This window comes from Catonella sp. (assembly GCF_052173895.1).
Classification (GTDB): domain Bacteria; phylum Bacillota; class Clostridia; order Lachnospirales; family Lachnospiraceae; genus Catonella.
On sequence record NZ_JBQMXS010000004.1, the window covers coordinates 44,233 to 60,763 of the forward strand.

General features: G+C 35.8%; 16 protein-coding genes. 14 read left to right on the top strand and 2 right to left on the bottom strand.

Annotation, left to right across the window (positions count from 1 at the left end; genetic code table 11):
* The first annotated feature begins 44 nt into the window (after positions 1–44).
* The 4 genes from ACTTG8_RS01755 (at position 45) to ACTTG8_RS01770 (ending at position 4,351) form a co-directional block, all read left to right on the top strand.
* Entirely contained in the window at positions 45–2,297 is a 2,253-nt protein-coding gene (locus tag ACTTG8_RS01755) for an ATP-dependent helicase (RefSeq protein ID WP_442560402.1), read from the top strand.
* 63 nt (positions 2,298–2,360) lie between these two features.
* The gene (locus ACTTG8_RS01760; protein ID WP_442560403.1) at positions 2,361–2,633 is read left to right on the top strand and encodes a DUF4366 domain-containing protein; all 273 of its coding nucleotides are present in this window, start codon (positions 2,361–2,363) and stop codon (positions 2,631–2,633) included.
* Between the two features lie 6 nt (positions 2,634–2,639).
* Entirely contained in the window at positions 2,640–3,281 is a 642-nt protein-coding gene (locus tag ACTTG8_RS01765) for a DUF1836 domain-containing protein (RefSeq protein WP_442560404.1), read from the top strand.
* The gene (locus tag ACTTG8_RS01770; protein ID WP_442560405.1) at positions 3,278–4,351 is read left to right on the top strand and encodes an endonuclease/exonuclease/phosphatase family protein; all 1,074 of its coding nucleotides are present in this window, start codon (positions 3,278–3,280) and stop codon (positions 4,349–4,351) included. Before ACTTG8_RS01765 ends, ACTTG8_RS01770 begins: the two co-directional genes overlap by 4 nt.
* A gap of 47 nt (positions 4,352–4,398) precedes the next feature.
* Here ACTTG8_RS01770 and aguB read toward each other — a convergent pair whose 3' ends face one another.
* Positions 4,399–5,271, bottom strand: a complete 873-nt coding sequence (gene aguB, locus ACTTG8_RS01775) for an N-carbamoylputrescine amidase (RefSeq protein WP_442560406.1) — start codon at positions 5,269–5,271, stop codon at positions 4,399–4,401.
* Positions 5,271–6,407 carry an agmatine deiminase gene (gene aguA / locus ACTTG8_RS01780; protein ID WP_442560407.1) on the bottom strand — a complete coding sequence of 379 codons (1,137 nt, stop codon included), beginning with the start codon at positions 6,405–6,407 and terminating at the stop codon, positions 5,271–5,273. Before aguA ends, aguB begins: the two co-directional genes overlap by 1 nt.
* 157 nt (positions 6,408–6,564) lie before the next feature.
* Here aguA and ACTTG8_RS01785 point away from each other — a divergent pair, with 157 nt between their 5' ends.
* The 10 genes from ACTTG8_RS01785 to prfA all read left to right on the top strand — a co-directional run bounded on the left by ACTTG8_RS01785 (position 6,565) and on the right by prfA (position 16,524).
* Entirely contained in the window at positions 6,565–7,914 is a 1,350-nt protein-coding gene (locus ACTTG8_RS01785) for a DegT/DnrJ/EryC1/StrS family aminotransferase (protein WP_442560408.1), read from the top strand.
* Between the two features lie 271 nt (positions 7,915–8,185).
* A complete protein-coding gene (locus ACTTG8_RS01790; RefSeq protein ID WP_442560409.1) occupies positions 8,186–8,434 on the top strand; it encodes a helix-turn-helix domain-containing protein in 249 nt (82 codons plus the stop codon).
* 108 nt (positions 8,435–8,542) lie between these two features.
* The gene (gene clpX / locus ACTTG8_RS01795; RefSeq protein ID WP_442560410.1) at positions 8,543–9,979 is read left to right on the top strand and encodes an ATP-dependent Clp protease ATP-binding subunit ClpX; all 1,437 of its coding nucleotides are present in this window, start codon (positions 8,543–8,545) and stop codon (positions 9,977–9,979) included.
* 11 nt (positions 9,980–9,990) lie between these two features.
* A complete protein-coding gene (locus tag ACTTG8_RS01800; protein WP_442560411.1) occupies positions 9,991–10,467 on the top strand; it encodes a hypothetical protein in 477 nt (158 codons plus the stop codon).
* An 85-nt stretch (positions 10,468–10,552) separates the two neighbouring features.
* The gene (rpmE, locus tag ACTTG8_RS01805; protein WP_442560412.1) at positions 10,553–10,759 is read left to right on the top strand and encodes a 50S ribosomal protein L31; all 207 of its coding nucleotides are present in this window, start codon (positions 10,553–10,555) and stop codon (positions 10,757–10,759) included.
* Between the two features lie 110 nt (positions 10,760–10,869).
* Positions 10,870–11,952 (top strand): DUF1385 domain-containing protein, encoded by a 1,083-nt coding sequence (locus ACTTG8_RS01810; RefSeq protein WP_442560413.1) that lies wholly within the window; start codon positions 10,870–10,872, stop codon positions 11,950–11,952.
* Positions 11,952–12,800 carry a peptide chain release factor N(5)-glutamine methyltransferase gene (gene prmC / locus ACTTG8_RS01815; protein WP_442560414.1) on the top strand — a complete coding sequence of 283 codons (849 nt, stop codon included), beginning with the start codon at positions 11,952–11,954 and terminating at the stop codon, positions 12,798–12,800. The genes ACTTG8_RS01810 and prmC overlap by 1 nt, the downstream gene beginning before the upstream one ends.
* Positions 12,801–12,815: 15 nt before the next feature.
* Positions 12,816–14,180: a class II fumarate hydratase gene (gene fumC / locus ACTTG8_RS01820; RefSeq protein ID WP_442560415.1), complete on the top strand. Its 1,365-nt coding sequence runs from the start codon at positions 12,816–12,818 to the stop codon at positions 14,178–14,180.
* A gap of 14 nt (positions 14,181–14,194) precedes the next feature.
* Positions 14,195–15,367 (top strand): NAD(P)-dependent malic enzyme, encoded by a 1,173-nt coding sequence (locus ACTTG8_RS01825; protein ID WP_442560416.1) that lies wholly within the window; start codon positions 14,195–14,197, stop codon positions 15,365–15,367.
* Between the two features lie 83 nt (positions 15,368–15,450).
* Positions 15,451–16,524 carry a peptide chain release factor 1 gene (prfA, locus tag ACTTG8_RS01830; protein ID WP_442560417.1) on the top strand — a complete coding sequence of 358 codons (1,074 nt, stop codon included), beginning with the start codon at positions 15,451–15,453 and terminating at the stop codon, positions 16,522–16,524.
* Positions 16,525–16,531 lie beyond the last annotated feature (7 nt).

A 16,531-nucleotide genomic window follows, 5' to 3' on the forward strand; every position in this document is an offset into this window, starting at 1 on the left:
ATAACAAGGATAGAAGTGATTAAGTCAGTGTAAAGGGAAAAAATATGAATATTTTAGATAATTTAAACCCTGAACAAAGAAAAGCAGTGGTGCATGAAAATGGGCCACTGCTCATTTTAGCAGGGGCAGGTTCCGGTAAAACTAGGGTACTTACAAGGAGGATAGCATACCTTATTAAAGAATATGGAGTGAATCCATGGAATATTTTGGCACTTACCTTTACCAATAAGGCTGCTAAGGAAATGAGAGAGAGGGTAAATCAACTCTTGGATGAAGAGGCGGAAGATATCTGGGTTTCAACCTTTCATTCAGCCTGTGTCAAGATTTTGAGGAGGTTTATAGATAAGATAGGATATGACAGGAAATTTAACATATATGATACTGATGATACCAAGGCAGTAATAAAACAAGTGCTTAAATCACTCAATATTGATAGTAAGAAGTTTTCTGAAAAGACCTGTCTAAATATCATATCCAATGCAAAAAATGACTTTATAGATGCTGAAAAATTTGCAGCAAACTCTTCATTTGGAGCAGATAAGGATATTTTTGCAAGGGTTTATTTGGAATATGAAAAGAGGATGAAAAATAACAATGCCTTAGATTTTGATGATATTTTGGTGAAGACGGTAGAGCTTTTTCAAACAGATGTGGAAACCTTAGAATATTATCAGAGAAGATTCCGTTATATCCTTGTAGATGAGTATCAGGATACTAACATTGTTCAGTTTAAATTATTAAAAATGCTTGCCAACTTTGTGAATGAAGATGGTGAAATAGAAAATAATCTCTGTGTAGTAGGAGATGATGATCAGTCAATCTATAAATTTAGAGGAGCGGATATAAGAAATATATTGAATTTTGAAAAAATATATCCGTCTTGCCTAGTTATTAAGTTGGAAGAAAATTACCGTTCAACAGGTAATATTCTTGAAGCTGCAAATGGAGTGATTAGCAATAATACTATGAGAAAGGATAAGAAGTTATGGACAAATAAAGAAGGTGGAGCATCTATTTCTTATAAAACTTATGATACAGGTGATAGAGAGGCAGAGGGAGTAACAAATATTATAAGGCGTACTGTTGAGGCAGGAAAAGTAGATTATTCAGATATTGCAGTTTTATATCGTACAAATGCACAGTCTCGTGCAGTAGAAGAAAAACTTGTATATGATAATATTCCGTACAAGCTCTATGGAGGGACAAACTTTTACAGCAGAAGAGAAATAAAAGATATATTGGCATATTTAAAGGTAATAAATAATCCTAAAGATGATACTCAGGTAAGGAGGATACTTAATGTACCCAAAAGAGGTATAGGAAGTACAACAGAAGATAGGATTGCTGATTATGCGATAGAAAAAGATATTTCATTCTTTGAGGCTTGTATGAGGGTAAGTGCAATACCGGGACTTAGCAGGGCAGTGGCAAAAGTAGAGAAGTTTGTAGCTTATGTTGAAGCTAAAATAAGGGAATTTAATGATGCTAAAAATTTAAAAAATGAGATAGAGATACTTATAGAAGAAATTGAATATATTGAAGGATTAAGGCTTGAAAATACTGATGAGGCAAGGGGAAGAATTGACAATATTTATGAACTTATAAATAAAGTTGCAGTGTTTGAGCTTGGAAAACAGGATGAGGGTAGTGCAAAATTGGCAGATTTTCTTGCAGAAGTATCTCTTTTAACTGATGCAGACAATAAGGACAGTGATAATAAAGATAAAGTTACCCTTATGACACTTCATTCGGCAAAGGGACTTGAGTTTAAGATAGTATTTATTGTAGGTATGGAGGAAGGACTTTTTCCGGGGCGAATGAGTTTGTATGCAGAGGATGAGAGTGAACTTGAGGAAGAAAGAAGGCTATGTTATGTAGGAATTACAAGAGCTATGGAAAAGTTATATCTCTCTAATGCAAAGATGAGGATGATTAGGGGAGATAGGCAGTGGAACAGGCCATCTAGGTTTATAAGTGAAATTCCAGAGCACCTTTTGTCAAGGGCGAAACTTCAAAATAATGAGGGGCTTGTAAGTATTTTTAGGGAGGCATCATCAGAATCTGAAAAACATGGACTTTTTGCTGAAAATCCATATATCAGCAAGGGATTTAAGCAGGTACCTAGTAAATCGGATGCAGTAGGAATTGGAGATATGGTAAGCCATGTTAAGTTTGGAGAAGGAGAGATAATAGATATATCTAATGAAGTTGGAATAGTGTCTGTAAGATTTAAAAATGATACTTATGGAGTGAGAAAATTAAAATTAGGTATGGCAGGATTAAAAAAAATAAACTGATAATAGTATTATTAAACAAAGTGTGTTATACTAATTTTATTAAATTTAATAAAGGAGTAGACTATGGATAAGAAAATTGAAGAGTTATTGAATGTAGCAAAAATGAATTCACTACTTCATCCTATAAAGGAGAGTGAATCTAAAAAGGACAATCCTTATGTAGTTGCCCTTGTTATAGTGGGAGCAATTGCACTTATTGCAGGTATCGCTTACGCTGTATACTACTTTTTTGTTCCGGATAAGCTTGTGGATTTTGAGGATGATTTTGATGATGTTTATGGAGATGAAGTATTTGCCGAGCCAGAAGTAGAAGAAATAGTAGAGGAAACCAAATAACCTACAATGGATAAGGAAAACAAGAAAGAATTTGTGGAGGAAGTAGCTGATAGGATAAGGTCTCTTGATTATATTAAAATTGATGAGATTCCTGATATTGAGCTATATATGGATCAGGTTATTAAGTTTATGGATGATCATTTTGCATCTCTTAAAAGATATGAGGGGGACAAAATGCTAACTAAGGCCATGATTAATAATTATACTAAGAATAAGCTACTTCCTTCGCCTGAAAAGAAAAAGTATGGCAAGGATCATATGCTACTTTTGATTTTCATATATTATTTTAAGAATGTATTGTCAATAAAAGATATTAATAGCATTCTGACTCCGCTTACGGAGAATTTTTTTGGTAAAAATGAAGATGATTTTTCATTGGGCAATATTTATGATGAGATTTTTGAGACTTGCAAGAGTGCAACCACTGATATTTCAAGGTCAGTTTTGAAAGCATTTAATAGATCGAAAGAAAGCTTTGAAGATGAAGAAGACGAGAAGAAGAAAAAATATCTCAATAACTTTGCTTTTATAGCATCATTATGTTTTGATGTCCATGTGAAGAAAACTATAGTTGAAAATATGATAGACAGAGGTCTGTTAGATTTTAAGGATGATGTTATTAAAGGGAGTAGGAAAGATAAAAGATGAGTAGAACTGCTAAAATTTGTATAAAAGGATTTCTGTGGACAATACTGGCTCTTGTAGTGGGGGCTGGAGTATTGATTACAGTATTGACAGTTACAGAATATAAGCCAGGTAATGTTGAGAAACTATTATTAACAGGACAGGCTATGGATGAGGCAGGTTTTTCTAAAGAAATTAAGCTTATAAGCTGGAATATTGGATATTGTAATCTAGGGGCTACAGCAGATTTTTTTATGGATGGTGGTAAAAAAGTTGTAAGCCAAACTGAGGAAGAGCTGGATAATAATATTAAAAATATAGTTGAAAAATTAAATGAATTTGATGCTGACATATATTTTTTACAGGAAGTAGACAGAAAATCTTATCGCAGTTATAATGCTAATGAGGAAAAAATAATTTCTAATCAATTTTCTGATAGGCTTTCAGCTTTTGCAATTAATTTTAAATCCTTATTTGTACCTTTTCCCTTTCCACCATTAAGAAATGTGGAGGCAGGAATAATGTCTTTAAGTAGGTTTAAAGTGGAAAGTGCTGAAAGAGTGAGTCTTCCGGTGCCGTTTACGTGGCCGGTTAGTACCTGCAATCTAAAAAGATGCCTATTAGTGGATAAAATTCCGATAAGTGGAAGTGACAAGAAACTTGTAGCTATTAATCTCCATTTGGAGGCATATGATTCCGGTGCAGGTAAGATAGCTCAGACTCAGGCTTTGCTTGATGAAATGAAGAAAGAGTATGAAGCCGGAAACTATGTAATAGCAGGTGGAGATTTTAACCAAGTATTTTCTACTGAAGATGTATCAAAGTTTGAAGTTGGAAATATCGGCTTATGGAAACCGGGAAAACTGGATGCAGAGCCTTTTTTAAAGAATTTTAACCTTTATATGGATGAAACTGTACCTACTTGTCGCTCGCTTGATAGGGCTTATGATAAAAATGATAGTAAGTTTCAATACTATGTAATTGATGGTTTCATTGTATCGAAAAACATTGAGGTGCTTTCACAAAGGACAATCGGACTTGATTTTGAGAATTCAGACCATAATCCTGTTGAGATGATAATTAAATTAAAGTAAAGATAAAACCACAGAAAGCTGTTAATTCAGTATTCTGTGGTTCTTATTTATTTTATAATATCCTTATAACACTCCGGACGCCTGTCTCTCATAAGCCCCCATTCAAGTCTTGCAGAGTTGATTTCATCTAAATCAAAGGTATGAGTAAGAATAATTTCTTCAGTTCTTCCAGCCTGTTCAATGATGTCTCCTGTCATATCGGTAATAAAAGAAGAACCATAGAAAGTAAGTGATGAAGACTGATTGTTATTTTTTTCACAAGGATCTACAGCCTCAGTGCCAATTCGGTTAGCAGCCACTACAGGTATAATATTAGCTGCCGAATGTCCCTGCATAGTTCTCTGCCAATGTCCACAGCTATCGGTATTTAACACAGGTTCAGAGCCTATTGCTGTAGGATAAAGCAATATCTCTGCACCGTTAATAGCAAGACTTCTTGCTGTTTCAGGAAACCACTGATCCCAGCAGATGCCTATGCCGACTTTACCAACACTGGTGTCCCATACTTTAAATCCGGTATTTCCGGGAGTGAAATAGAATTTTTCTTGGTAAAAATGGTCATCAGGTATATGAGTTTTTCTATATATGCCAAGAAAATTTCCACAGTCTAATACGGCAGCCGAATTATAAAGTACATTTCCATCTTTCTCATAAAAACTGATAGGGATTACGGTTTCCGTTTTTCTGCTTACTTCAATAAAATGCTTAACAGCATCATTTTCTAATGCCGGTTTTGCAAAAGAATAATAATCATATCTTCGTTCTTGACAAAAGTACTGTCTTTCAAAAAGTTCTGGAAGTAAAATTAACTTTGCACCTTTATTTACAGCTTGAAGTAGAAGGCTTTCAGCTTTTTCTATACTTTCCTTTGGATTAGGAAAGCAGTTCATCTGAATTGCACTAACTGTTATGTTTCTCATTATTTTTCCTTTCTTTCACCGGTGAGGGGGACTTGGCCTGTAATACAGTGAATGTTTCCACCACCTGCCAAGATGCTCCTAGACCTTATTTGTACAACTTCTCTTTCAGGAAATAGCTTAGAAAGAATATTCATAGCAATTTCATCATTTTCGTCATCAAAAGCAGGCACAATTACACTTCCGTTTGTAATATAAAAATTTATATAGCTTGCAGCAAGGCGTTCTCCGACATCACGCATGGCCTCACCCTCTTCAAAGTTATATCCGTTCAGGTCTTCATCTGTTACTAAAATTGGTTTCTTAGGTATAGGGAGCTTATGGATGATAAAGTTTCTACCCAGTGCATCTGTTTCGTTTTGGAGTAATTGTAAGTCAGCAAGGCTCATTTTATATTGAGGGTCGGTTTCGCCATCAGTCCAAGCCAGTACAACTTCGCCAGGTTTTACAAAGGTACATACATTATCTATATGCTCGTTAGTTTCATCATTATATATGCCGTATGGAAGCCAGATTATTTTTTTTGCACCGAGATAATTAAGCAAAACATCCTCTATTTCCTTTTTGGAAAGCTGAGGATTTCTTCCTTTACTTAATAAGCAGGATTCAGTAACAAGTATTGTACCTTCACCATCAGAATGGATAGAGCCTCCCTCCAGTACAAATCCTGTTTTATGCAGGTCATAATAGTCATACCCGTATTTATTACAAAAAGTAGAGGCTAACATATCGTCATTTTCGTAGGTTGGAAACAATCCGTCAACTTCTCCTCCCCAAGCATTGAAAACCCAGTCAATGCCCCTTACCTCGTATTTGTTTGTGACAAAGGTTGGTGAGGTATCTCTAGCCCAGGCATCATCTGTTTCAGCTATGACTAACTCAATATTTCCGTTTGGTGTAAAGTCGGTATCAGTAAAATATGTAGTAAGTTCTTCTTTATTGTTTTCATCACAGACTAAAAATAATTTTTCATACTTGATAATATTTTTTATGATTTGAGCAAAAGCAGGCTTTGCATCTTTTCCGTTATAAGGAAAACTTCCAGGGCGAGTTGGCCAGACCATGATAGTTCCGAGGTGAGGTTCAAATTCTCCCGGCATATAAAAGCCATCAGAAGATGGTAGACTTGATAGTATCATAAACACTCCTTAAGTTTGGTTGAATTTTAGAAATATTTTAACACCTAAGTGGTATTATTTCTAGCCCAAATGGATAAGAAATTTTGTAGAAATACTTGAATAATATTGATTTTAAGTGTATATTTATTAGCAATAGCTGTGTTATGGAGGCGGCAAAATGGAATTTAAAAAGTTCGAGAAACGGATATGGCTTTCTTCACCGACAATGCATGGAGATGAACAGGAGTTTGTGAAGGAGGCGTTTGATACAAACTGGGTCTCTACCATTGGAAAGAACTTGGATGAACTTGAAAGTGGAGTCTGTAAGTATCTTGGAGGTGGACTTCATAGTGTGGGACTTGCATCCGGAACTGCTGCTTTGCATTTGGCATATAAGTTGGCAGGTATTAAAGAGGGGGACAGGGTATTTTGCTCTGATTTAACCTTTGATGCGACAGTGAACCCTGTGTCTTATGAAAAAGGAGAACAGGTATTTATTGACAGTGAGTATGAAAGCTGGAATATTAGTCCTAAGGCACTTAGAGAGGCGTTTATTAAATATCCCGATACAAAATGTGTAGTAGCAGTTAATCTTTATGGAATACCGGCAAAACTGGATGAAATAAGGGCTATTTGTGATGAGCATCAGGCTGTGCTTATAGAGGATGCAGCAGAGTCATTTGGAGCATCATATAAAGGGAAGAAGACAGGAACTTTTGGTCATTACAATGTAATTAGTTTTAATGGAAATAAAATAATAACAACCTCAGGTGGAGGAATGTTAATTTCAGAAGATGGTAAGGCAATAGATAAGGCTAAGTTTTGGGCTACTCAGGCGAGAGAACCTTATCCTTGGTATCAGCATGAGGAACTTGGTTATAACTACAGGTTGTCAAATATACTTGCCGGCATAGGTAGGGGACAGCTATTACATTTGGATGAGCATAAGGCAAGGAAGAGAGAAATATATGAGCGGTATAGAGAGGGATTTAAAAATCTTCCACTTAAAATGAATCCTATACTTCCTGAGGCAGACCCTAATTATTGGCTTTCCTGCATTATAATAGATAAGGATGCTATGGCTCCTCAGGACAGAAGTCGATTTATACCAAATTATGAAGGAGATAAGACGGGGGGGACAAATTTCTTTGCGGTGAGAGATAAAAAAATTATTGATAAGGCATTAAGCCCTATTGAAATTTTTAAGAGAGAAAAGTATAATAATCTAAATTTTAGTGATAGACTTTATATAAGTGAATGTGGAAAGACATCACCGGAGGAAATAAGGGAGGTGCTTGCAAGGCATAATGTAGAAAGTAGGCCAATATGGAAACCTATGCATTTACAGCCGTATTTCAGAGATAAAGACTTTATTACTGAAAAAGGAAGTATAAGAGAACTTGAAGAAAATTTTGTTGATACCGGTTCTGATATCTTTGACAGGGGGTTGTGCCTGCCGAGTGATATTAAAATGATCAAAGAGGAACAGGACATAATTATAGAGCTGATAAAGAGCTGTTTTATCTAAAGAAAATCATTTAAGAATAAGGCCAAGTTGGTATTTGCTTGTTGCCATAATTGCACTGTTGTATATTATGACGAATAAAGTGATAAATAAAGTGCAATTAATAAGTAAGATTAATATTGACTTTATAAGAATTAATGATAATCTAAAGCTAGATATATGTACTCGGATCTAATTCTTTAAAATTAACTTAATCTAAAATACCTATTAGCAGACAGTATTTCTAAGTATAGGAAATATGGGCAACTTTGAAACCTAAGATTAAGTAAAAGAGGTGATTATTATAATTAGTTATGATGGATTTTGGGAGGTTTTAAAGGAGAGAGGGATTTCGCAGTACAAACTGATAATGCAATATGGAGTTAGTAACTCACAGCTTAACCACATAAGAAAAGGCGGACATATAACCACTGCAACAATAAATAAGTTATGTAAGCTATTGGATTGTGAAATAAGTGATATTGTAGCCTACATTCCTGATGGGGATGAAAGGGAACTTGATAATAAACAGGGGATGGAATAAAACCATCCCTTGTTTTCTTTATAAAATAGTACTCTTGAAATCTATTATTCAAAGAGTTATACTATTTATATTTAAAGTAGAACCTATTATTGAAGAAGAGGATTTAAAATGGCAGAAGAAATTTGTTATATATGTAGAAGGACTGAAAGTAAGGTGGGTAGTATGCTCCATTTACCACCAAACATAACTATATGTAATGACTGTATGCAGAAAACACTTAATGCGTTTAATACATCTCCTATGTCGGATTATTTTAATATGAACGGATTTCAACCGGACAATCAGAAAACAGAAAAACCTGTACAGAAAGAGCAGGAGAAAGAAGACGCTGAAGATAAGGAAAAGGAAGAAAAAGATACAAAGGCAGAAAGCAGTAGACAGAATCCGCCTATGTTTAGTTTTGGATTTTTGCCGGAGATGTTTCAAGGGCAGAGTAATTTAAAAAAGAAGAATAAGAAGAAAAAGAAAAAGGCGGAAATAGATTTTAATAATATTCCTGCGCCACATATAATAAAGGAAAAACTTGATGAGTATGTTATAGGTCAGGAAGTAGCTAAGAAACAGATGGCTGTTGCTGTTTACAACCATTACAAGAGGGTGGCTGCTGAAAAGGAAAGAAAAGAAGAGGATATAGAAATAGAGAAGTCCAATATGCTTATGCTTGGCCCTACAGGAAGTGGCAAAACTTATTTAGTTAAAAATCTTGCCAGACTCTTGCAAGTGCCTATTGCGATTACAGATGCTACAACTCTTACAGAGGCAGGATATATAGGTGATGATGTAGAAAGTGTACTTAGCAAGCTGCTTGCAGATGCAGATAATGATGTGGAGGCTGCAGAGCATGGCATAGTATTTATAGATGAAATAGATAAGATTGCGAAGAAGAAGAATACACATAGCAGGGACGTGAGTGGTGAGGCGGTACAGCAGGGACTTCTTAAGCTTTTGGAAGGTTCGGAGGTAGAGATACCTGTAGGGGCGACAAGTAAAAATGCTATGGTGCCTATGGCTACTATAAATACAAGAAATATACTCTTTATATGCGGAGGAGCTTTTCCGGATCTAAGTGATATAGTGAAAAGGAGACTGAATAATCAAGCTGCAATAGGGTTTAAGGCCGACCTTAAGGATAAGTATGATAATGATAAGAATATACTCAGTAAGACGAGTACGGAAGATTTGAGGAAGTATGGCATGATTCCTGAGTTTTTAGGAAGACTTCCTATAGTGTTTGCAGTAGAGGAACTTGATAAAGATATGCTTATTAGAGTACTTTCAGAGCCTAAGAATGCAATTTTAAAACAGTATGAAAAATTGTTGGAACTAGATGAAGTTAAACTGGAATTTTCAGAAGATGCTAAAGATATTATTGCTGAGAGGGCTCTTGAGAGGAAGACAGGAGCAAGGGCTCTTAGGGCAATAATAGAGGAATTTATGTTGGATATAATGTATGAAATACCTAAAGACAATAATATAGGTAAAGTAATAATTACTAGGGATTATATAGAAGGCAAGGGGAGTCCTATAATAGAATTAAGAATTTAATGGAGGAGTTTATGAGAGATATTAGTACGAAAAAGATATATATTTCGGAAGAGTTTAGAACAAGTGTAATAGCAGTTGATGATTATAGTAGTGCAGATTTTTCGGGAAAACTTTATAATCCCTTTTATACTCAGTGTGTTCAGATAAGGAGTTTTCAACAACTCATAAAAGAACTGGATTCACTTATGGATGAAATAGGTTGTCCAATGAGTGGAATGGAAAAAAGAAGTTTTACAAAATATTCACATGCCGATTCCAGAGCTATATTTTTTACAGATAAAGATCATGCATCTAAAGGAAAGGTAGCCACTTTTGCAATAAGAATACAATATAGAAATAATGCGAGCTGGCAGGGAACGGTTAAATGGATTGAAGGAGATGCAGAGGAATATTTTAGGAGTGTGCTTGAACTTTTTTGGCTGATTGATAGTGCAATGAGTGCTGACTGCAGTAGACGTTCTGAGTTAGAAGTAGTATCTTGCAAATAAGAGGTATCTGTGTTATAATGATAAAGTTGTTTATATTAAATAGATTGGCAAAATCCAATCAGACTAGTGAGGAAGGTGAATAATTATGAGAGAAGGAATCCATCCAGAGTATCATGAGTGCAAGGTAGTATGTAACTGCGGTAATGAATTTACTACAGGTTCAACAAAAGATTCAATTCATGTTGAAGTATGCTCAAAGTGCCATCCATTTTACACAGGACAGCAGAGAGCTGCATCAGCTCGTGGTGCTATTGACAAGTTCAATCGTAGATACGGAATCAAGCAGGACTAATACAGGAAAAGAGAGACTGTCGCAGGAAGACGAGAGCGTCAACATAGCAGAAATTGTTATGAAAAGACGGAATCACCAATGCGATGGTCTTATTTTTTTAGGAGGACTTTATGGGAACTTTTGGGATGAGCGGACAGGCTGTTCTTGAAGGTGTACTGATGAAAAATGCAGATAAATATGCAGTAGCAGTTCGCAAACCTGATAATGACATCGAAGTGACAGTAGAGAGACTTAATAATGTTTTAAAAGAAAAAGGATTTTTAGCAATGCCTTTTATAAGAGGTATTGTGAGTTTTATAGAGGAATTATATCTTGGGATAAAAAATTTTTCTGTTCTTGGTAAATTTTATGAAGAACAGGAAAATAAGGAAAAGATTGCTGAAAAAAAAGGTACTCTACAGCTATTGATTGCAATAACATTAATCTCACTTGCAATAGGACTTTTCGTTGTTTTGCCTTATGGAATCAATGCTATTTGTGGAAGTATAATGGGAACAGGTTTTGTTCGGATATTCATTGAGGGGATAATAAGGCTAGTATTGTTAATTTTATATGTAATTTTAATTTCGATATTTCCCGAAATTAAAAGAATGTATATGTATCTTGGAGCAGGGCATAAGGCTTTAAATTGCTTTAAGAAAGGAATTCCACTGACAGTTTCTAATGTAAGGAGAATGAGCAGGAATTACTATAGATGTGGTACTGTATATGTTTTTACGGTAATTATTGTAAGTTTAATCTTGTTTATGTTTGTAAGGGTTGAAAATAATCTGCTTAGAATTTTGATAAGACTGTGTATTATTCCTTTTGTAGCTGCTGCTGTTTATGAAAGCAGGGAAATCTTATTAAATGATAGAAATATTGTTTCAGTTTTTCTTAATATTCCTCTTCTGTTAGTACATGGGATAGTTTCCAGTGAACCTGGGGAGGAGATGATAGAAGTTGCTATAAGGGCAGCAACAGTTCTTGATAATAAACAGGAGATTGAAAAAGAAGAAACAGAAAAAGTAGCAACAAAAGAGAATGAAGATAAGTGGTATAAGAATAATAAGCCTTTGCTTGTTGAAACAAGTGTGAAGAATGATAAAGACAGTAGAATACAAAACTCATCTGAAGATGACGAAATAATGAATGCATTTAATCATTTTTTTAACAGTAAAACGGGTAGTAAAAATAAAGGTAAACGAAAATAATGGATGCTGAAAAATTTAGTTATAGAGAACTTTTAAAAACTGGAACTGATAAACTAAAAGGAGCGAATATAGAGGAGGCAGAAATAGATGCTTGGTATTTGCTTGAAGTAGTTTCAGGACTTAGTAGAGCAGAGTATTTTTTGCATCCTGAATATGTAGCAGATATTGATAAGGCAGAGGAATTCTTAAGGCTTATAGAAAGAAGGAGCAAGAGAATCCCTCTTTCTTATGTACTTGGAAATAGAGATTTTATGGGGTTTAGCTTTAAGGTGAATGAAAATGTGCTGATACCGGAACAGGAAACTGAACTTTTGGTTGAAGAAGTGTTGAAGTGGTGTGATGGTAAAAGTGTACTGGACTTATGTACAGGCTCAGGATGTATTGCTATTTCAATAAGCTTGCTAGGTAAGCCGGGTAAAGTAGTTGGGGCAGATATTTCTAAGAGAGCTTTAGAGGTAGCAAAGGAAAATGCCTTGCTGTTAAAAGCCCAAAATGTGAAGTTCTTGCAGAGTGATTTATTTGATAAGATAAATGAAAAATTTGATATAATAGTTTCCAATCCTCCATATATAGAAACAGAGGTGATTGAGAAACTCCAGCCTGAAGTTCGGGAGTATATTCCAAGACTTGCTTTAGATGGTGATAAAGACGGATTGAAATTTTATAGAAAAATTACTGAATATGCTCCTAAATATTTAAATAAAAATGCTGTAATTTTCTATGAAATAGGATATAATCAAGGCAGTGAAGTTTCTGATATTTTATATGGCAATGGGTTTACGGATATTAGGATAATTAAGGACTACTCAGGTTTAGACAGGATAGTTATGGCGAATTTTAAGGGATGAAAATAGGAGGATGCCATGAGGTATAGGATTGAAAGAGATTCTATGGGAGAAGTAAATGTTCCTGAAAAAGCTTTATGGGGAGCACAGACAGAACGCTCACATATTAATTTTAATATAGGGACAGAACTAATGCCGTTGCCGGTGATTAAGGCTTTTGCAATTTTGAAGAAAGCATCTGCAGAGGTTAACCTTGAACTGGGGAGACTTTCAGAAGAAAAATATTTACTTATTAAAAAAGTTTGTGACGAGATTTATAAAGGAGAACTTGATAAAGAATTTCCATTAAAAGTATGGCAGACAGGCTCAGGAACTCAGAGCAACATGAATGTGAATGAAGTAATTTCAGGTAGGGGAAATATGCTTTCAGGGAAAAGACTGCTTCACCCAAATGATGATGTCAATATGTCACAGAGTTCAAATGACACTTTTCCGACAGCAATGCATATAGCGGCAGTAATGGAAATAAAAGCACTACTTTTACCCGCAATAGAAAAGTTAATTTATACATTTGAAAGACTTGAAAAAGAAAATGATGATATAGTTAAGAGTGGAAGAACCCATCTTCAGGATGCTACACCTATTAAGTTTTCTCAGGAGATAAGCGGATGGAGATTTATGCTTATTAACAGTCTTGAAGAAATAAAATTGTCTATGAAGGGGATTTATAAGCTGGCTTTAGGCGGAACAGCCGTCGGAACAGGTATCAATGCACCTAAGAATTTTGATAAGATGGTGGCGAAGAAAATTGCCGTTCTTACAGATGAGCCTTTTATTACAGCAGAGAACAAGTTTCATGCTCTTACAGCAAAAGATGCACTTGTAGTCTGCCATGGGGCTATAAAGGGGCTAGCAGCCAATATGATGAAGATTGCAAATGATGTAAGGTGGCTTGCTTCAGGACCGAGGTTAGGGATTTCAGAAATTTTTATACCGGAAAATGAGCCGGGAAGTTCTATTATGCCTGGAAAGGTTAATCCTACACAATGTGAGGCAGTAACCATGGTCGCTGTTCAGGTTATGGGTAACGATGTGGCTGTAGGCATGGCAGCATCACAGGGGAATTTTGAACTAAATGTATTTATGCCGGTGCTGATATATAATTTTTTACAGTCTGTAAGACTGCTTGGTGATTCTATTAATTCTTTCAATTGTAACTGTGCAGTGGGAATACGTCCAAATAGAGAAAAAATGTACGATAATTTGCATAATTCACTGATGTTAGTTACCTGTATATCACCTTATATAGGTTATGATAATGCAGCTGCGGTAGCTAAGAAAGCATATAAAGAAGGAATAAGTCTAAAAAAGGCCTGCCTTGAGCTTGGTTATATGGACGAAAATAGTTTTGATGAGGTATTTAAGCCGGAAGAACTTGTCTAAGTAAGGAGAAAATTATGGATTATGGAAAAGTTTCATTAGAAAAACACATGGAATGGAAGGGTAAGATTGAAGTTAAGGTAAGGGCAGAGGTAGACAGTTCGGAGGCGCTTAGTCTTGCATATACTCCGGGGGTAGCTTCTCCCTGCCTTGAGATACAAAATGACGTGAGTAAATCCTTTGATTTGACAAGAAGGTGGAATACGGTTGCAGTAGTTACAGATGGTACAGCTGTGCTTGGACTTGGTGATATAGGACCTGAGGCAGGTATGCCAGTAATGGAAGGAAAGTGTGCATTATTTAAAGCATTTGGAGATGTGGATGCGATTCCACTTTGCATAAGAAGTAAAGATGTAGATGAAATAGTAAAGACAGTGGCTCTGCTTGCAGGCTCTTTTGGTGGAGTAAATCTTGAGGATATTTCTGCGCCAAGGTGTTTTGAAATAGAAGAAAAACTTAAAAAATGTACAGATATTCCTATTTTTCACGATGATCAGCATGGAACTGCAGTTGTCACACTTGCAGGGATTATCAATGCACTAAAACTTGTCGATAAAAAAATTGAGGATGTCAGAATAGTGACATCAGGGGCAGGAGCAGCTGGAATAGCTATAATTAAACTACTAATGGCAATGGGGCTTAAAAATGTAATTATGACAGATAGAATAGGGGCTATTTATAAGGGAAGAGAAGGATTAAATCCAATTAAAGAGGAGATGGCGGCTATAACCAATTTCAACATGGAAAAGGGCAGTCTTACTGATGTAATTAAGGGAGCGGATGTATTTATTGGAGTATCTGCACCGGGTATACTTACTAAGGAAATGGTTACCTCAATGGCCAAAGATGCAGTTATTTTTGCTTGTGCCAATCCAACGCCTGAAATTTTTCCAGAGGAGGCTAAGGCCGCAGGTGCTAGGGTTGTATCTACGGGACGGTCAGATTTTCCAAATCAGGTTAATAATGTTTTATGTTTTCCGGGTATTTTTAGGGGAGCTCTCGATGTAAGGGCAAGTGAAATAAATGATGAAATGAAGATAGCGGCTGCAAAGGCTATAGCAGGACTTGTATCAGAAGATGAACTGAATGAGGAATATATATTGCCTAGGGCCTTTGATAAAAGGGTGAAGGATGCAGTGGCAAAAGCCACAGCTGAGGCAGCAAAAAAGACAGGTGTAACCGGACTGTAACAGTTTTTGTGTAAAATATATATTGGTTTCGTAGTAATGTAAGAAAATTATATTATTATTTTAATGATTAGGAAGGAAAATAAATGTTTGAGAGTATTGAAACGCTCGCAGGAAGATATAAAGAAATAACTGATGAGCTTGCTTCAGGGATGGCAGCTTCTGATCCGAATAAGTTTAGAAGTCTTATGAAGGAGCAGGCAGACCTTCAGCCTATAGTTGAAAAGTATAAAGAATATAAGGCTAATAATGAGCAGATTGAAGACTGTCTTAGGATGATAGCAGAGGAAAGTGATCCTGAGATGAAGGAGCTTGCAAGGGAAGAACTCGCAGAGGCAAAGGCGGCTTTGCCTGTTTTTGAACAGGAACTGAAGGTGCTTTTGATTCCAAAAGATAAGAACGATGATAAGAATGTTATCGTTGAGATAAGGGCAGGTACAGGTGGTGATGAGGCGGCTATATTTGCGTCTGAACTTTACCGTATGTATTGTAAATATGCAGAAAATAATCGCTGGAAACCGGAGATTTTGAGCTTTAATGAAAATGGGCTTGGTGGTTTTAAGGAAGTGACCTTTCTTATAAATGGAAAGGGGGCATTTTCTAAGCTTAAATATGAGAGTGGAACTCACAGGGTGCAGAGAGTTCCAGTTACAGAATCTAATGGTAAGTTACAGACTTCTGCTGCCACAGTAGCTATTTTACCTGAGGCAGAGGAGGTAGATGTTACCATAGATCCTAATGATATTAAGTTTGATGTATTCAGGGCGTCAGGAAATGGTGGACAGTGTGTAAATACTACTGATTCAGCTGTAAGACTTACACATATACCTACAGGTATAGTTATTTCCTGTCAGGATGAGAAGTCGCAGCTTAAGAATAAGGATAAGGCCATGAAGGTACTTCGTTCTAGGCTATATGAACTTGAGTGTGAAAAGGCACATGCTGCAGAAGCTGCTGATAGAAAGAGTCAGGTAGGAAGTGGAGATCGTTCTGAAAAAATCCGTACTTATAATTTTCCTCAAGGAAGGGTGACAGACCATAGAATCAAGTTTACTACACATAATATAGATGGAGTTATGGGAGGAGATTTAACGGAAATAATTGAAAATCTAATAGTTGCAGACCAGACTGAGAAACTTGCGGCTATGGGCGAAATGTAAATTTTTA